A 17,225-nucleotide genomic window follows, 5' to 3' on the forward strand; every position below is an offset into this window, starting at 1 on the left:
ACAACCAGTTCCTGATCGCCGGCGGCGGCACCGGGCCCAACCCGACGCCCACCCCGACCCCGACCCCCACGCCGAGCCCGACCAAGACCGGCACCGGCACCCCGACCCCGAACCCGTCGCCGACCAAGACCTCGACGACCCCCACGGCCAACCCGAGCCCGACCCAGACCGGCGGCGGTTCCACCGCGCCCGACGTGGTGGTCGGCCAGCTCACCCAGAACTCGGTCCTGCTGAGCTGGAAGCAGGTCGCCGACGCGTCCGGCTACGACCTCGTGCTCGACGGCCGCACCCTCGGCACCGTCCGCTCCACCGTCGTCAGCCTGGTCAACCTGCGCCCCGACACCGCCTACAAGGTGGCCGTCGCCGTGCGCGACCAGTCCAACAAGGTCGCCAAGCCCGGCCGTGAGGCCTCCTTCCGCACCCCGAAGGCCGCCGGCCCGGACGCTCCGACCAAGCCCGGCACCAAGTACACGCTGACCAACAGCCTGACCGGCCAGGCCGCCGACATGTGGGGCGGCTCGACCCGTGACGGCGCCGTGCTGATCGGCTACCAGCGCACCGGCTACGCCAACCAGCAGTGGACCTTCGAGGACCAGGGCGACGGCAACCTGCGGGTCCGCTCCGTGCGCTCCGACAAGTGCCTGCAGATCGGCGGCACCGCCGCGGCCGGCCAGTACGTGATGCAGCAGACCTGCGGCAGCGCGGACAGCCAGCAGTGGAAGGTCAGCGCGAGCGGCAGCGGCTTCACCCTGTCGCCCAAGGGCTCCTCGCTGGTGCTCGGCGCCAGCAAGCGCTGGTACTACGGCGGCTGGCTGCTCGAACTGCAGCAGCCGAACAACCAGACGTACCAGAACTGGACCATCCAGCAGGCCTCCTGAGGCCCACCCAAGCCGGTGGGGCGGGAACCGACCCCCTCCCGCCCCACCGCTCGTACGAGGAGTCACCGCAGATGCGCATCCGCACCCTCGCCTCCGCCGCGGTCCTGGCCGGTGCCGCCCTCCTGGGCGGGGCCGGCCAGGCCGGTGCCCACGGCGACACCATCGTCTTCAAGATCACCGCACTGGGGGACGGGCACACCCGGGCGGCCGCCCTCTGGGCGAACGACAACGACCCGGTCGCCGAGAAGGTGGCCGCGACGCTCAGTGCGGTCGCCGACGACGGGCGGTCGGTCGGCCCGTGGAAGCTGGAGCCGGTGCCCGACAGCCCCGGCACCCTCACCACGGCGCTCGCCCTGCCGCCCGGCCACTGGGCCGTGACCGTCGAGTCCGGCTTCCCGGCCCTCGGCCGCGGTCAGGCGGACCTCACGGTCACCGCCGTGCCGGGAACGGCACCGAGCCAGGGGCCCGGGGTCGAGCCGGGCGCACCGTCCACCCCGCCGCCGTCGGTGAACGACACGGCCGCCGCACCTGCCGCCTCCTCGTCCGATGCGGACTCCAGCTGGACCGTCGTGGTGGTCGCGGCGGTCGTCGCGATGGCCGCGGTGGCGATCGCCGCCGCGCTGCTGCGCCGCCGCCGCGCGGCGGGCTGACCAGCACCACCGGTCCTGCCCGCACCACCTGCACCACCTGCACCACCTGCACCACCCGCCCGGCCGTCGGCCCGGGACGCCGCACCGTCGGCGTCCCGGGCCGACGCGCGTCGCACGGACGGGCGCGGCCGTCCGGGGGCGGAGCGGTCGGCGCACGGTTACCCGCCGGTTGACCGACCGGCCCGCAGGCCGCAGTATCGGGGCACCCACCGAGGCCCTGGAGGACCGTTCGCATGGCACTGGACGCCGACGTCATCGTGATCGGAGCCGGCCTCGCGGGCCTGGTCGCCACGGCCGAACTGGCCGACGCAGGACGGAAGGTGATCCTGCTCGACCAGGAGCCGGCGGCCAACCTCGGCGGCCAGGCGCACTGGTCCTTCGGCGGGCTGTTCCTGGTGGACTCGCCCGAACAGCGCCGGATGCGGATCCGCGACTCGCACGAACTGGCCTGGCAGGACTGGCTCGGCACGGCCGGCTTCGACCGCCCCGAGGACGCCTGGCCCCGCAAGTGGGCCGAGGCGTACGTGGACTTCGCGGCCGGCGAGAAGCGCGCCTGGCTGCACGGCCAGGGCGTCCGGTTCTTCCCGGTGGTCGGCTGGGCCGAGCGCGGCGGCCTGCTCGCCACCGGCCCCGGCAACTCGGTGCCGCGCTTCCACATCACCTGGGGCACCGGGCCCGGGCTGGTCGAGCCGTTCGCCCGCCGGGTGAGGGCGCAGGTCGCCGCCGGACGGGTGGAGCTGAGGTTCCGGCACCGGGTCACCTCGCTGGGCGCCACCGCGGGCGCGGTGGACACCGTCACCGGCGAGGTGCTGGTGCCGAGCACCGTCGAGCGCGGGCAGGCCAGTTCGCGCGAGGTCGCCGGTGCCTTCGAGCTGCGGGCCCAGGCGGTGATCGTCTGCTCCGGGGGCATCGGCGGCAACCACGAGCTGGTCCGCAAGGCCTGGCCGGCCCGCCTGGGCACCCCGCCGGAGCGGCTGCTGTCCGGGGTGCCCGCGCACGTCGACGGGCTGATGCTGGGCATCGCCGGCGCGGCCGGCGGCCACCTGATCAACGGCGACCGGATGTGGCACTACACCGAGGGCATCGAGAACTGGGACCCGATCTGGCCCCGGCACGGCATCCGCATCCTGCCCGGCCCCTCGTCGCTGTGGCTGGACGCCCGGGGCAACCGGCTGCCCGTCCCGCTGTTCCCCGGGTTCGACACCCTCGGGACGCTCGAACACATCATGACCACCGGGTACGACCACACCTGGTTCGTCCTCACCCAGAAGATCATCGAGAAGGAGTTCGCCCTCTCCGGCTCCGAGCAGAATCCCGACCTGACCGGAAAGTCCGTCAAGGGTGTGCTCGGTCGGGCCCTGCCCGGCGCCACCGGACCGGTCGAGGCGTTCAAGCGGCACGGCGCGGACTTCGTGGTCGCCGACTCGCTCACCGAGCTGGTGCGCGGGATGAACGCGCTGGGCGCTCGCACCACGGGCGACGACGCCCTGATCGACGAGGCCGCGCTCCGCCGCGAGATCGAGGCCAGGGACCGCGAGATGGCCAACCCGTTCAGCAAGGACCTCCAGGTCACCGCCGTCCACGGGGCTCGCCGCTACCTCGGCGACCGGCTGATCCGCACCGCGACCCCGCACCGCCTGCTGGACCCCAAGGCCGGCCCGCTGATCGCGGTGCGGCTCAACATCCTCACCCGCAAGTCGCTCGGCGGGCTGCAGACCGACCTCTCCTCGCGGGTCCTGCGGGCCGACGGCACGGTGCTGGACGGCCTCTACGCGGCCGGTGAGGCGGCCGGCTTCGGCGGCGGCGGCGTCCACGGCTACCGCTCGCTGGAAGGCACCTTCCTCGGCGGGTGCCTGTTCTCCGGCCGGGCCGCGGGACGGGCGGCGGCCGCGGCGACGGCCTGACCGGGCCGGGCCGCGGGCCCACGGCGGGCCTCACCGGGGGCCTCACGGCGAGCCCTCGGGGGCCCGGCGGGGCGGACGGTGGCGGGGTGCGGCAGAATCCTGGGGGCCGCCGTGGATGATCACCGCGACGGTGTCGAGATCCGTGGAAGGAAGCCGATGCCCCGCTCCCGCAAGGAACCCGCTGCTCCGGCCGCGCCGGTGACGGTGACGGTCTGCCGGGGGTGCTGCTGCGGGAACGCCGCCAAGTACCCGGGCGTGGACCACCGGGCTCAGCTGGACCGGCTGAACGCGGGGATCGGCGCGGCCGGCAAGGTGCGGGTGGTGGACTGCCTGGACGTCTGCGACCACGCCAACGTCGTGGTGGTCAGCCCCTCGGCCGAGGGGCGCAGGGCGGGCGGCCGGCCGGTCTGGCTGGGCTGGGTGTTCCAGGACGACATGCTGGACGACGTCACCGCCTGGGTGCGGGACGGGGGTCCGGGCCTCGCCGACTGCCCGGGCACCCTGGACCTCCAGGCCTTCGCGGTGTCCCGCCGGATCCGCGAGGGGCTGCCGGAGCAGGCTCGCTGACCTGCCCGGCGAACATCACGATTCATCCCAGTTGACGGCCGGCGTTGCCCATTCCGCCACCGTCCTGGCGTCGATCTCCTTACGCTGCAAGGGTCATGACGCCTGCCCACGGGAGATGCGCCGATGTTCCTCCTCTCGATCCTGCTGCTCGCCGTCGGTGTCGCGCTGGTCGTCCTCAGGCGCCGGGCCGTCGTCGAGTTCCGCTTCGCGACCCTCACCGGGTCGCTGGTCGCCCTCGTCGGACTGCTGCTCGGCCTGAGCACCTTCACGTACGTCGTCGAGCCGTACGAGGTCGCGGTGCCGACCTCGCTCGGCTCGGTGGGCGGGACGTGGCAGCCCGGTCTCCACCTGAAGTCCCCGCTGACCGATGTCACCACCTTCTCGACGCGGCCCTCCGACCTCAACCTCACCGGCAACGACACCGTCGAGGTGCGGTCCTCCGAGGGCGGGGTGCTCTACGTCGACCTGACCGTGAAGTGGTCGATCGACCCCGAGCACACCCAGGCGCTCTACCGGCTGTCCGGCAGCTCCGAGAACGTCCAGCAGCGGCTGGTGTACCCGGACACCCGGGAGATCGTCCGCAACGTCTTCGCCAAGCACACCAGCGTCGAGGGCTACGCCAGTCAGCGGGAGGTCATCAACGCCGAGATGGGGCGGCTGATCACCGAGCGGATGGCACCCCGCGGGATCGTCGTGAACGGGGTGAACCTGCGCAACGTCAAGCCGAGCGACGTGCTGCAGAAGGCGATCGACCAGAAGATCCAGCAGGACCAGGCCACCGAGCAGGCGGCGGCGGCCGTGCTGACCGCCAAGGCGCAGGCCGAGCAGCGCAGGATCGAGGCCGAGAGCACCGCCCAGGCCAACTCGCTGATCGCCAACTCGCTCACCGACAAGATCCTGATGAGCCAGTGCATCGAGGCGTTCAAGGCGGCCGCGGAGAAGAACCCGGTCTACGCCAGCCCGTGCGGCGGCTCGGGGGCGGGCGGCACCCCGCTGATCGTGGACGGCACCAAGCGGTAGCCGGCGGCGGTGGGACGGACACGGTGGCCGCGGCGGCCGCGGCGGGTCAGGGCGTCCGGTCCGCCGAGGGTGAGGACGGGGGCGAGGATGGGGACGGGGACGGGGGCGAGGACGGGGACGCGGCGCAGCGGTGCGAGCCGTCCGGCCAGACCACTTCGACCGGGACACCGGCCCGCCGGGCGGCGGTGACCATGTGGGCGGTGCCGCCGCGGCCGTTGCCGGGCAGGCCGTCCCAGACCGCGACCAACAGCTCGGCGCGGCGCAGCAGTTCGGCGTTGGCCGCTTCGTAGGCCGCGGCGCCGGGGGCGGCGAACGGCAGCACGACCACCTCGTCGGCGGCCTCCCGCAGCCGGTCGAACTCCGGCGCGTAGGCCTCGCCGACGGACTCCCGGTAGGCCGGTGAGGGGATCACCGCCACCAGCCGTCCGCCGGCCTCCAGCACCGCCTCGGCGAACAGCGCGTCGGCCCCGCGGGCCAGGCAGGAGACACCGGTCAGTCCGGCGGCCGGGTGGTGGGCCAGCAGCCGGCGCAGGGCGGTGCGGACCAGGCGGACGGTGGGTCCGGTGAGATCCAGGTGTCCGGTCACCGCGATCACCGTCATGACGTCCCCTCGGCTCGGCTCACCGGATGCTACCGGCCGGGCCGGGGCCGCGGTGGGGACAGTGCGGATCGCCTGCCGCCGCGGCGCCGGTGGTGGTATGGCCCCTGCGTGCCGCCCTCCCTCGTGCCCGGTCCCGGCTGGCTGGCTGGCCGGCCGCTACGCCGGTGGACCGCCGGTGGTGAGCCCGGTGCGTTCGGCGAGGACGCCGGCCTGGAAGCGGCTGTCGGCCTGCAGACTCTCCAGGATGTCGGCGATGTGGCGGCGGCAGGTGCGCAGGGAGACCCCCAGCCGGCGGGCGATCACCTCGTCCTTGGCGCCCTCGGCCAGCATCCGGACCACCGCCCGGTGCACCCCGCTGCCGGCCGGGTCGCGGGCGGCGGTGCGGTGCTGGGCGCGGCAGGGGGTGGCGGTGGCCCAGAGCAGGTCCAGGGCCTGGCAGAGGTAGGCGACCGCGCCGTGGTCGCGGAGCAGGACGGTGCTCGCGCTGCCGTCCGGTTCGCGCCGGGTGAGGAAGGCGGTGCTGCGGTCGATCACCGTTGCGGGTTCGGGGAGTTCGGGCAGGGCGCGGTAGTGGGCGCCGGCGGCGATCAGCCGGTTGATCTGCTCGCGCCGCGGGCCGGGGGTGGCGGGTGCGGCCCGGCACAGGGTGCGCAGCCGGGCGCCGCGGGCGAGTGCGGCGAGGCCGGTGCCGGTGGTGTCCGCGGGGCCGCCCTGCGGGAGTCCGCCCGGAGCGACGGTGAACAGTTCCTCCCGGCAGTGCCCGGCCTCCTCGGCGAAGACCGCGGCGGCCACCACCGGGTCGGTCAGCAGTTCGACCGGATCCCGTCGGGCGGTGCCGTGCCGGGCGGAGCGGTACCGGGGCATCAGGGCCCCGAACTCCTCGCGGATGGCCCGCACCTGCTCCGCGGCCCGGGCGATCCCCTCCTCCAGCGGAGCGGTCACCCCGGCCGCGGCCAGTTCGGGGCTCATCGGGACGAGCTGGTCCGGCAGTTGGGGAACGGGCCGGAGCAGCCGCAGCCGCAGCAGCACCTCGCAGGCCCGCTCGAACTGCTCGCGGTCCAGGTCGGGCGCCTCCAGGCCGCGGCGCGAGCGGTCGATCCGGCCCCTGGCCAGGGCGAGGTCGAAGAGCCGGACGGCGGCGGGGTCGAGCCGCGGTACGGGATCGGGAGCCGTGGTGTCCGGCAACGAGGTACCCCCCGGTCATGGTCGCTGCACGTTGGGGACATGCAGGTTGCTGCCAGATCCGCGTGCTGGACGGGTCGGGGACCCGGCCGCGAGACTGTCACGTGCGCTGATCTTCACGGGAGTTGACGATCCGTCACAGCAGCTGACCGTAGGCCGGGCCCGGCTCCGTGGGGAGAGCGGGCCTGCGCAGAACATTCCACATGGTGATGTATCCGGCCAGAGGGCCGGTCGCGCGACCGCCGTTTTCCGGACACCCCGACCGGTCGGCCGGTCGGCTGGGTCCGGCACCCGGCCGGTCCGGCACCAGGCCGTTCCGCGCCCGCGGACGGCACCGCCCCGACCTCGCGAAGGCTGCCCGTATGCCCTCTGCCCAGATCCTGGCACCCGACCCCGCCGAGCGGCTCGCCGTGCGCTCCGCGCTCTTCGAGCGGCTGCGCCTCGCCGCCGGGGACCGGCTGGCCGTGGTCTTCGACCGCGGCCGGGCGCCCGAGGCGGCCTGGCTGGCGGCCACCGCGCGGGCCGGCGGGGTCGCGGTCCGGCTGCTGGCCGCGGACGGGTGGAGCCCGGTGCGCACGGGCCGGCAGGTGGTCGGCGCGCTGGCCGGGCTGCGCGGCGAGGGACCGGCGGCGCGCGAGGCCGCCTTCTTCCTGTGCGCCGATCCGCTCGACCACGCGGTGCTCCGGCTGCCGTCCTCCCTGGTGGCGGTCCAACTCCCCGTCCCCGACTGGGAGGAGCCCGCGCTGCGGGCCGCCCGGCTGGCCGACCTGTGCGCCCGCACCGCGGCCGCGGCAGCCGTCCGGGTGGGCACCGGCGACGGCGCCGAGCTGCTGCTGCGCCCCAGCGCCGACCGGCCCCCGCGGGTCGAGGACGGCCCGGCCGAGCCGGGCCGGGTCCACCAGCTGCCCGGCGGCCACCTGCACTGCCCGGTGGGGGCGGCCGACGGGGAGTTCCGCGCGGACGGTCTGATCCGGATCAACCGGCCCACCCGACTGGGCGGTTCCCTGCGGGAGCGGCCGGTCACGCTGGAGCTCTCGGACGGCCGGGTCACCCGGCTGCGCTGCGCGGACCCCGTCCTGCTGGGCCTGCTGGAGCGCGCCGTCACCGTGCACCGGCTGGAGCGGCTGACGGCGGTGCGCTGCCGCCCGGTGGGCGGACCACCGCAGGTCACCCTGCGGTTGGCGGTCGATCCCGGGCACCCGTACTCGACGGCCTCGGCCGGCCTGCGCATCTCCCTGGGCGCGGCCGCGTCCTGGACGACGGAACCCGAGCACCGGGAGGCACCGTGAGCGCCATGACCGCCCTGGTCCCCAGCCGCTACCTGCTGATCGGGGAGCGCGCGTACCGGGACGCCGACGGCAGCGAGGCCTGGTTCGGCTACGCGACCCGCTCGGCCGCCGTCATCCGGCTGGACCGCGCGACGGCGGCGGCGCTGCGCTCCGGCGACCCGGACGCCCTGGCCGGCCTCGATCCCGCCGAGCACCGGCGGCTGGCCGGTCTGCGGGCGCTGGTCGCCCGGGGCGAGGACGAACTCGCCGAGGTGACCGGTGGACTGCGGGAGGGCTCGGACCGGACGACGTCCCGGTCGGTGACCATCATGCCCACCTCCTACTGCAACATGGCGTGCAGCTACTGCGGCCAGGAGCACGTCAAGGCCGCCCACGACCGGCGCCGGGCCGACCGCACCGCCCGCCGGGTCGAGGCGATGCTGGCCGACCCAGGGATCGACACGGTGGCGGTCACCTGGTTCGGCGGCGAGCCGCTGCTCGCGCTGCGGGTGATCCGGGAGATGAGTGCCCGCTTCACCGCCGCCGCCGCCCGTCACGGCACGACGTACCGCGCCCGGATGGCCACCAATGGCAGCCTGCTCAGCGTCCGCACCCTCACGGAACTCCACCGGGACTGCGCGCTCGACGAGATGGAGCTGACCGTCGACGGCCCCGAGGAGGTGCACGACCGGCGCAGGCTCAGGCGCAACGGCCGCGGCAGCTTCCACCGCACCGTCGCCGTGCTCGCCGAGACCCTGGCCCGGGGTGCCGCACCCGGCCTGCGGATCGGCATCCGGGTCAACATCGACCGCGACAACGAGGAGTCCGTCACCGACCTGCTCAACGACCTGGCCTGCCTGGGCCTGGCCCATCCCCAGGTGACCCTGCACCTGATCGCCGTCCACTCCTGGGGCAACGACGTGTCCGAGGTGGAACTGGCGGCCCGCGCCTACGCGGTGCGGGAGGCCGGCTGGCTGCGCACCGCCGAGGCGCTCGGCCTGCACTTCGGGCCGCTGCCCGCCGCGACCGTCCGCACCACCTGCACCGCCACCACCCGCTCCGGCGAGATCGTGGACACCGAGGGCCGGGTCTACTCCTGCTCCGAGCACCCGCTCGTCCCGGGGGCCCGGGACACCGGTGTGGTCGCCCGGGTCGCCGAACTGGCCGGCTCGGCCCGGCGGCCCGGCGGCGCCTTCGACGACTGGTACGACCAGGTGGGCGACGGCGGCGCGCAGTGCTCGCGCTGCCCGATCCTGCCGGTCTGCGGGGGCTCCTGTCCCAAGCTCTGGCGGGAGGGTCATCTGCCCTGTCCCAGCGTCAAGTTCAACTGGTCCGAGCGGCTGGACCTGGCCGTCCGGCGACGCGGCTTCACCCCGTTCGTCCCCGACGGCGACGTCCGGTGAGCGGCGCCGCGCAGGCCCGCCGGACGATCCGCTTCGCGCACACCTCGGCCGGTGAGCTGTGCGACCCGGCCGAGCTGGCCGCCCCGGCGCCGGTCAGCCGCTCCTGGGCCTGGGGCCGGGCCACCGGACGCGGCGTACGGGTCTGCGTCGTGGACAGCGGGGTGACCGCCGACCACCCGCAGATCGGCGGCGGTGTACGGCAGTTGGCCGCCGTCCGGGCCGCGGGGCCGGCGCCCGACGGCACCCGCCCGTGGTCGGTGGCCGAGGACACCGGCGGCGACGTGGCCGGCCACGGCACCGCCTGCGCCGGGATCGTCCGCTCGCTCGCCCCGGACTGCGAGCTCACCAGCGTCCGCGTCCTCGGCGGCAACCTCCAGGGCAACGGGGACGCCCTGCTGACCGCCCTGGAGTGGGCCGTGGCCGAGCGCTTCGCCCTGATCAACGTCAGCCTCTCCACCCGGCGCGAGCACTTCAAGGAGCGGCTGCACGACCTCGCGGACGAGGCCTGGTTCGCCGGCGTGACGCTGATCTCCGCCGCCCACAACAGCCCCGTCGACAGCTACCCCTGGCGCTTCCCCTCGGTCATCTCGGTCGGCGCGCACGCCGTCGCCGACCCCGAGCGGGTCGAGTCCAACCCCCGTCCGCCGGTGGACTTCTTCGCCCTCGGCGTCGACGTGCCCGCGCCCTGGCTCGGCGGCGCCACCCGGCGGGTCTCCGGCAACAGCTTCGCGGCCCCGCACATCACCGGGCTCTGCGCACGCATCCTGCAACGCCACCCGGGCTTCCGCACCCCGCAGTTGCGGCACGTCCTCACCGCCACCGCCGACAACATCGCCCCGAGGAGACCGGAGTGACGTCCGACCAGCTCGACGAGATCCTGCGCTCCACCGTCCGGCTGGCCCGGCTCTCCTTCGCCGCCGCCGCGGCCTCCGTGTTCGTCCGCGACGAGGAGAACGGCACGCTGGTCTTCGAGGCCTCCTCCGGCGTCGGCGAGGACCGGCTGGTCGGCGTGGCCATCCCCGGCGACCACGGCATCGCCGGCTGGGTGGCCAACACCGGCGAGCCGATGGTGGTGCGCGGCGTCGCCGAGGACGCCCGCTTCGACAAGGGTTTCGCCGAGAGCACCGGCCTGGTGCCCGAGGTCATCATGGCCGTCCCGATGGAGCACCGCGGCGAGATCCTCGGCGTCCTGGAGGTGCTCGACCCCGAGGTCGAGGGCATCGGCGACCTGGACGCGATGGACCTGCTCACCGAACTGGCCAACCAGAGCGCCGCGGTGCTCGCCCTGACCCTCGCCGAACGCCACCGTCCGTCCGGCCACGCCGACGACGACCCGCTGGCCCGGATCACGGCCGCCGCCCGGGAGGTCGACGGACCCCGCGGTGACGCCGTACGGGCCCTGCTGGCGGCCGTCGCCGACCTGCTCCGCACGGACCGGTAGACGGGAGCGGCGGCGTGCACCTGGCGGACCTCCTCACCCTCGGCGCCCGGCCGGCCGCCGGGCTGCTGCTCGCGCTCACCGACCGCTGCCCGCTCGCCTGCGCGCACTGCTCCACCGCCTCCACCATGGACTCCGCCCAGTCGCCCGGCGAGCCGTTCCGGCGGCTGGTCCACTCCTTCGAGCCCGACTGCCGGCCCGAGCTGATCCTGATGTCCGGTGGCGAACCGCTGCTGCGTCCCGGCCTGGTCGCCGACCTGACCGCCGCGGCGGCCCGGGCCGGCACCGGCGCCGCGCTGCTGTCCGGGATGTTCTTCGCCCGCGGCGGCGCCGGCCTGCCCCCGGCGATCCGGCGGGCCGTGGCAGGCCTCGCGCACTTCGCGGCCAGCCTGGACGCCCAGCACGAACGCGAGGTCGGCCGGGCGGAGGTGTTCGGTGCGCTCACCGCCGTCCTGGACCTCGTCCCCGCGGTCAGCCTGCACGTCACGGCGCCGCCCGGTGCCGGGCCCGACCCCTACGTCGACGGTCTGGTGGCCGACGTCCGGCGGCGGTTCGGCGCCCGGGTGCCGATGCTGGTCAGCGCCGTCCGTCCGACCGGCCGGGCCCGCGGCCTGCTGCCCGCGCCGGGCCCCGGCCGCACCGACCCCGGGCCGTGCGAGTTCGCCCACTGGCCGCTGGTCGACCAGGACGGCACCGTCCTCGCCTGCACCCGGCAGAGCCTGCTGCGCGACGGCGGCCCGCCCCACCTGATCCTCGGCCACGCCGCCCGCGACTCCTGGCGGACCCTCGCCGCCCGCACCCTCGGCGACCCGCTGCTGCGATCCGTCCGGACCCTCGGCCCGGTCGGCACCCGGCAGCGGCACGGCCCGCCCGACGCACCCGGCTGCGCCCCCGACGCCTGCCGAAGCTGTCTCGCCCTCACCCCCGCCACCGCCGCCCGGGCCGCCGCAGTCCTCGCCACCCCCGCGGGACAGCGGATGGAACGGGCCGTCCTGGCGCTCACCGCCGCCCGGGCGCCCCGGCGGCTGGCGGCCGCCCGCGGCGCCCTGCCCGGCTACGCGGACCTGGTCGAACTGGGGTGGGCCGGATGAGACTCGACGAGGTCCTCGCCCTGCGCCGGACCCCCGGCGCGAGCGTGCTGCTCTACCTCACCGACCGCTGCCCGGTCGGCTGCGCCCACTGCTCGGTCTCCGCCCGGCCGGACAGTCCCGGCCCCACCGACCTCGCCCTGCTCGGCGACCTGCTCGACGCGCTGGCCGACCGCCCCGGGCTGCGCGCGGTCGCCGTCTCCGGCGGTGAACCCTTCGCCGAGCGGCGCGCGCTGACGCTCGCCGTCGACCGGCTGCACGCCGCCGGCCCGGCCGTGGTGCTGTTCACCGCGGGCCACTGGGCCGGCCCGCGGACCCCGCGGTGGATCACCGGCGTCCTGGCAAAGGCCGACACCGTCTTCCTCGGCGTGGACGGCTACCACCTGGCCCGGCTCGGCCAGGTCCGGCTGCGGCGCGCGATCGCCGCCGTGCTCGGCGCCGGCGCCCACCCGGTGCTCCAGGTCATCGACCAGCCCGGACGGCTGGACGCCGCCCGCCGGCTGCTCGCCGAGGAACTCGGCCCCGACTGGCCGGCGCACGCCGAACTCCACCCCACCCGGCCGCTGGCCACCGGCCGCGGAGCCGGACTGTTCGCGCCGCCCGAGCCCCGCCCGCTGGACGCGTTCGGTCCCTGCCTGCCCGCCCGCGCACCGACCGTCCGCTACGACGGGACCGTCACCGGCTGCTGCAACGAGACGGTCATCACCGGCGGCGGCCCCCGCGGACTGCGCCGCCGGGCCGCCGACGCCGCCGGAGTGACCGCCGCCCTCGACGACTACGCCCGCGACCCGCTGCTGCGGATCCTCGCCACCACCGGACCGGCCGCCCTGGCCCCGCTGCCCGGCTTCGCCCACCTCTCCGACACCGGTCACCGCACGGTGTGCGAGGCCTGCTGGGCCGCCCACCGGACGGTCGCCGCCGAACCGCGCACGGCGGCCCTGCTCGGCCTGCTGGCCCCCGCCGGGGAGGAGACGGCCCGATGCCGACCGACGACCTGACCCCCGTACCGGCCGGGCTGCGGCTGCGGCTGCTGCTCGACCGGCTGGCACCCGCCCTGGCGGCCGTCGCCGCCGGGCTCTGGGACGAGGGGTGCGACGCCGACCGCTACCGGGCCTGGCTGCGCACCAGCCACCAGGTGGTGCGCGCCACCACCCCGCTGCTCGCCGAGGCCGTCCAGGAGTGCCTGCGCCGCGCGGACCCGCTCTCGGCCGAACTGGCCCCGTACTTCGCCGTCCAGCTGACCGAGGAGCACGGCCACGACCACTGGCTGCTCGCCGACTACGCGGCCACCGGCGCCGACCCCGCCGACCTTCTGGCCGCCGTGCCGCCCCCCGCCGTCGCCCGGTTCGCCGGGGCACCCGGGTACTGGATCCGGCACGTCCACCCGCTCGCCCTGCTCGGCCACATCGCCCTGCTGGAGTGGTACCCGCCCCCGACCTGGGTGGCCGACCGGCTGGCGGCCCGCACCGGCCTGCCCGCCGCGGCGTTCCGCACGCTGGCCGCGCACGCCGCGCTGGACACCGGCCACGGCGGCGCGCTGCGGGCGTTCCTCGACTCGCTCACCCTCACCGGGGCGCAGCACCGACTGCTGCTCACCGCCGCCGCGACCAGCGCGGACGCACTGGTCGATGTGCTCGCCCCCCTGGTCCGACCCGCGCGCCGACACCCCACGGAGGAATCATGGCCGACCCGCACCGGCTCACCGAGCTCGGCTTCGACCTCGACTACGCGAGCGACGAGCAACTGGCCGTCCTCGACGCCCTGACCGACGAGGAGGTCCAGCTGCTGCTGGACGTCAAGCGGCGGCTGGACGCGGCCGGCGCGGACGTCGAGGGCCACGGGATCGAGGGGGGTGCCCTGCTGTGGTGAGCGTTCCCGAACCGGCCCCGCCGCCCGGCGGCGACTGTCCGGGCTGCGGCACGGACAACCCGCCGGCGGCCCGGTTCTGCATGGCCTGCGGCAGTCCGGTCGGCCGGCCGGCCGCCGCGGGCCCGGCCGGCCTGCGGTTCGTCACGGTGACCTTCTGCGACATCTCCGGCTCCACCCGACTGGCGACCAGCCTCAGTCCCGAGCTCTGGCACCGGGTGCTGGAACGGTACTTCGGCGCGCTGCGCGGCGCCGTCGAGGCGCACGGCGGCCGGGTGGAGAAGTTCATCGGGGACGCCGTGGTCGGGGTGTTCGGCGCCGACCGCCCGGCCGACGACGACGCGGTACGGGCGGTGCGGGCCGCCCACGAGTCCCTGCGCAGGCTCGCCCGGGAGACGGACGGCGACCCGATCTCGCTGGCCGTCCGGTTCGGCATCGCCTCCGGCCAGGTGGTGCTGGCCGACCGGGACTCCTCGTTCGCGATCGGCGCGGTGATGAACCGGGCCGCCCGCCTCCAGGGTGCGGCCCCGCAGGACGGCGCGCTGGCCGACGTCCGGACCTGGCTGCTGGTCCGCGACCAGGTGCGCTGCACACCGGTCGAACCGGTACGGGCCAAGGGCTTCGACACCGCGCTGCAGGCCTGGACGGTCGAACCGGGCGAGCGCCCCGCCGCCGTGCCGCCGCCGTTCGTCAACCAGCGCCGGCTGCTGGGCGACCTCACCGCCGAGCTGGCCGTCCGGCTCGGCCGGCCCGGCGGCTCGGTGCTCGCGGTGGACGGTGAGGTCGGCAGCGGGAAGACCGCCCTGCTACGGCAGTTGGCGAAGTCGTCGCCCGCGGCCGGCGCGCTGGTGGTCCGGCTGGACTGCACCCGGGACGACCGCGCCCAGGGGCCCGGCGGGCTGCTGCGCCTGGAGGCCGAACTCACCGCGGCCGCGCCCGCGCCCGCATCGGCGCCCGCTTCGGCCGGGGCCGGGGCGCTCGCGCCGTCCACCGCCGAACTGCGCTGGCGGATCGGCCGCCGGCTGGCCGCCCTGAGCGCGCGGCGGCCGCTGCTGGTCCTGGTCGACAACGTCCAGTGGGCGCCCGACGACCTGCTCCGGGTGATCGACGAGGTGCCGGCGGGCTGCGGACCGGTGCTCTTCGTCCTCGCCGGCCGGGAGCCGCCGCCGTCCGGTCCGGTCCGGGCACCCGCCGCCTTCTCGGTGCCGGCCCTGTCCGCCGAGCACAGCCACCGGCTGCTCCACCTGCTGCGCCCGGCCGCCGCCGGCGGCGACCTGGAGCTGCACTGGGCCGGGGCGGGTGCGCTCGTCGCCCGCAGCGGCGGCAACCCGCTCTTCCTCGAACAGCTGGCGGCCCTCGCCGCGGACGGGATCGAGGACCTGGTGGCCCCCTCGGCCAGCGCGGCGCTGGGCGCCCGGATCGAGCGGCTCGGCCGCCCGGCCCGCCGGGTCCTCGGCTGCATCGGGGCCTGGGGAGCGCCGGTGGACACCCGGGACCTGGCCGCCACCACCGGCCTGGACCCGTCCGAACTGGCCGACGCCCTCACCGAGTTGGAGACACGCGGGCTGGCCGCCGGACAGCCGGGCGACGACGGCCGGCTGCGCCTCGACTGCCGCAGCCCCGCCCAGGTGGCGTACGCGCACCTGACCCTGACGGACCGCGCCGAACTGCACACGGAGGTGGCCGAGGAACTGCGCCGCCGGGCCGCCCGCCGGCCCGGGGCGCTGGAACAGGCCGCCGTCCAGGCCGAACGGGCGCTGGAGTGCGTCCGGGAGCTACGCCCCGGCTCGCCGCAGGAGGCCGCGGCGGCCGCCCTGGCGGCGGGCTGCCTCACCGCGGCGGCGCGCCGGGCGGTGGGCCGCTCCGACGTCCGCGCCGCCGTCGAACTCGCCTCGCGGGCAGGAGAGTTGGCCGACCGTACGGCGGACGACGCGCTCCGGCTGGAGGCCGCCTCGATCGAGAGCTACGCGCTGGCGGCCTGCGGGCACACCGCGCAGGCCCTCGCCCTGATCGACCGGACGGCGGCGCTCGGGCGGGACGCGGCCAACCCGGCGGCGGCCTTCCAGCTCCGCGCCAACGAGCTGGCCCTGCGCCCGTCCGGGCCGCAGGCCGTGCGGGCCGCGCGCCGGCTGGCCGAGCGCTCCGGCGACCGCCCCGCCCGGGCCAGGCTGCTCCTGCTCGAAGCGCTCGACGCGATCGGGTCCGGCGACTACCGGCAGGGCGAACGGCTGCTGGCCGCCGCGCACGGCGGCGCGGCCGCGGTGGAGGCCGGGCTCGGCACCGCGGAGATCCACGCCAACCTGGCGCTCTGCCTGGCGTTCGGGGACAGTGCGGTCGCGGCCGCGCTGGCCCGCTGCGAGGAGCTCCGGCGCAGCGCCGCGGGGGCGCCGGTGCTGCACGCGCTGGTCGGCTGCTCGGCCGCGCTGCTGCACGCCTTCGGCGGTGCGCCCGGCCCGGCCCGCGAGCTGCTCGAACAGGCCCGCGAGGTGTTCGCGGGGGTCGGGCACCGGGCCGCCCTGGCCGGGCTGTACCAGTTCCGCAGCGCGGTGGAGGAGTGGGCCGGCGACCCGGAGGGGGCCGCGCACTGGCAGCGGGCGGCCGCCGCCTGCTTCACCGAGGCCGGGGCCGGACCGGCGGCGGACCGCTGTCTCGCCTCGGCCTGGCTGCTGGACCAGCGCGACCCGGCCCCGGCCGAGGGCCCGCCGGCGCCGGGGGCGGGCTGGGAGGCGCGGGTGCTGCACCACCAGGTCGAGGCCGTCCGGTCGGCGGCCCGGGGCGATCCCGCGGCCGGGGCGCACCTCGGGCGGTCGCTGGCGGTGCTCGACACCGTCCGTGGCGCGGGCGCGCTGCTGCTGCCGCTGACGGCCGCCGTCCGGATCGCCCGGACGGTGCCCGGCGGCGCGGGCCTCGCCGAGCGTGCCGACCGCGCCCTGCGGGCCGCGCGTGAGGCGAAGGGTGCGGGTCCGGGGCCGTTCCGGAATGCGTGAGCGGGAATTCCGGGAGGTTTTCACCACGGGTCCGGAGGGCTGTTCCGTGCTGCCCATTTCCGGTGCCGTCGGACCGATTTCCGGTATTGCCGCAACTGTTGACGCCGGTCCGGCCGGTGAGAACAATTCGAACGGGCCGCGGAAAGCGGCCCGAAGTAGCGTCGAGGATCCCTGGGAGGGCTCATGTCCAACGAATTCGACAAGAACGAGGCCGAGGAGCTGGCCGCCGCCGCCCGCGAGGCCGAACTCGCCGAGAGCGACGTCGAGGGCCACGCGGCGGACGTCGACGACGAGGCCGGCTTCACCAACATCAACTTCGGCTGCTCGGCCAACTGATCCCGGCCGACCGCTGAACCCCCCCTTGCCGACGGTC

General features: G+C 76.2%; 17 protein-coding genes. 15 read left to right on the forward strand and 2 right to left on the reverse strand.

Annotation, left to right across the window (positions count from 1 at the left end):
• The 5 genes from ACIOFR_RS27750 to ACIOFR_RS27770 all read left to right on the forward strand — a co-directional run.
• On the forward strand, positions 1–878 hold an 878-nt coding region (locus ACIOFR_RS27750; protein WP_401001843.1), incomplete at its 5' end, for an RICIN domain-containing protein.
• A 71-nt stretch (positions 879–949) separates the two neighbouring features.
• Complete coding sequence (locus ACIOFR_RS27755; RefSeq protein WP_401001844.1) at positions 950–1,528, forward strand: hypothetical protein; 579 nt, start codon at positions 950–952, stop codon at positions 1,526–1,528.
• Between the two features lie 233 nt (positions 1,529–1,761).
• Entirely contained in the window at positions 1,762–3,432 is a 1,671-nt protein-coding gene (locus ACIOFR_RS27760) for an FAD-binding dehydrogenase (protein WP_401001845.1), read from the forward strand.
• A gap of 156 nt (positions 3,433–3,588) precedes the next feature.
• A complete protein-coding gene (locus ACIOFR_RS27765; RefSeq protein ID WP_401001847.1) occupies positions 3,589–3,999 on the forward strand; it encodes a (2Fe-2S) ferredoxin domain-containing protein in 411 nt (136 codons plus the stop codon).
• Positions 4,000–4,122: 123 nt separating this feature from the next.
• The gene (locus ACIOFR_RS27770) at positions 4,123–5,019 is read left to right on the forward strand and encodes a prohibitin family protein (RefSeq protein ID WP_401001849.1); all 897 of its coding nucleotides are present in this window, start codon (positions 4,123–4,125) and stop codon (positions 5,017–5,019) included.
• 46 nt (positions 5,020–5,065) lie between these two features.
• On the opposite strand, the gene ACIOFR_RS27775 is transcribed toward ACIOFR_RS27770, so the two are convergent.
• Together ACIOFR_RS27775 and ACIOFR_RS27780 are read right to left on the reverse strand one after the other, a co-directional pair.
• The gene (locus ACIOFR_RS27775) at positions 5,066–5,620 is read right to left on the reverse strand and encodes a hypothetical protein (RefSeq protein WP_401001850.1); all 555 of its coding nucleotides are present in this window, start codon (positions 5,618–5,620) and stop codon (positions 5,066–5,068) included.
• Between the two features lie 156 nt (positions 5,621–5,776).
• Positions 5,777–6,805 carry a LuxR C-terminal-related transcriptional regulator gene (locus tag ACIOFR_RS27780; protein ID WP_401001852.1) on the reverse strand — a complete coding sequence of 343 codons (1,029 nt, stop codon included), beginning with the start codon at positions 6,803–6,805 and terminating at the stop codon, positions 5,777–5,779.
• Positions 6,806–7,164: 359 nt separating this feature from the next.
• Between ACIOFR_RS27780 and ACIOFR_RS27785 the strand changes: the two genes are divergently transcribed.
• The 10 genes from ACIOFR_RS27785 to ACIOFR_RS27830 all read left to right on the forward strand — a co-directional run bounded on the left by ACIOFR_RS27785 (position 7,165) and on the right by ACIOFR_RS27830 (position 17,188).
• Positions 7,165–8,091: a hypothetical protein gene (locus tag ACIOFR_RS27785; protein WP_401001854.1), complete on the forward strand. Its 927-nt coding sequence runs from the start codon at positions 7,165–7,167 to the stop codon at positions 8,089–8,091.
• Positions 8,092–8,096: 5 nt separating this feature from the next.
• Complete coding sequence (locus tag ACIOFR_RS27790; protein ID WP_401001999.1) at positions 8,097–9,473, forward strand: radical SAM protein; 1,377 nt, start codon at positions 8,097–8,099, stop codon at positions 9,471–9,473.
• Positions 9,470–10,327: a S8 family serine peptidase gene (locus tag ACIOFR_RS27795; RefSeq protein WP_401001856.1), complete on the forward strand. Its 858-nt coding sequence runs from the start codon at positions 9,470–9,472 to the stop codon at positions 10,325–10,327. Before ACIOFR_RS27790 ends, ACIOFR_RS27795 begins: the two co-directional genes overlap by 4 nt.
• Positions 10,324–10,914 (forward strand): GAF domain-containing protein, encoded by a 591-nt coding sequence (locus ACIOFR_RS27800; RefSeq protein WP_401001857.1) that lies wholly within the window; start codon positions 10,324–10,326, stop codon positions 10,912–10,914. Before ACIOFR_RS27795 ends, ACIOFR_RS27800 begins: the two co-directional genes overlap by 4 nt.
• 14 nt (positions 10,915–10,928) lie before the next feature.
• On the forward strand, positions 10,929–12,002 hold the full coding sequence (locus ACIOFR_RS27805) for a radical SAM protein (protein ID WP_401001859.1): 1,074 nt from the start codon (positions 10,929–10,931) through the stop codon (positions 12,000–12,002).
• On the forward strand, positions 11,999–12,997 hold the full coding sequence (locus ACIOFR_RS27810) for a hypothetical protein (protein ID WP_401001861.1): 999 nt from the start codon (positions 11,999–12,001) through the stop codon (positions 12,995–12,997). Before ACIOFR_RS27805 ends, ACIOFR_RS27810 begins: the two co-directional genes overlap by 4 nt.
• The gene (locus ACIOFR_RS27815; RefSeq protein ID WP_401001862.1) at positions 12,979–13,764 is read left to right on the forward strand and encodes an iron-containing redox enzyme family protein; all 786 of its coding nucleotides are present in this window, start codon (positions 12,979–12,981) and stop codon (positions 13,762–13,764) included. Before ACIOFR_RS27810 ends, ACIOFR_RS27815 begins: the two co-directional genes overlap by 19 nt.
• A complete protein-coding gene (locus tag ACIOFR_RS27820) occupies positions 13,680–13,868 on the forward strand; it encodes an aroma-sacti cluster domain-containing protein (protein WP_401001864.1) in 189 nt (62 codons plus the stop codon). Before ACIOFR_RS27815 ends, ACIOFR_RS27820 begins: the two co-directional genes overlap by 85 nt.
• A complete protein-coding gene (locus ACIOFR_RS27825; RefSeq protein WP_401001866.1) occupies positions 13,865–16,852 on the forward strand; it encodes an AAA family ATPase in 2,988 nt (995 codons plus the stop codon). Before ACIOFR_RS27820 ends, ACIOFR_RS27825 begins: the two co-directional genes overlap by 4 nt.
• Positions 16,853–17,035: 183 nt before the next feature.
• Entirely contained in the window at positions 17,036–17,188 is a 153-nt protein-coding gene (locus tag ACIOFR_RS27830; RefSeq protein ID WP_401001867.1) for a hypothetical protein, read from the forward strand.
• Positions 17,189–17,225 lie beyond the last annotated feature (37 nt).

The organism is Kitasatospora sp. NPDC088346, from assembly GCF_044740765.1.
Classification (GTDB): domain Bacteria; phylum Actinomycetota; class Actinomycetes; order Streptomycetales; family Streptomycetaceae; genus Kitasatospora.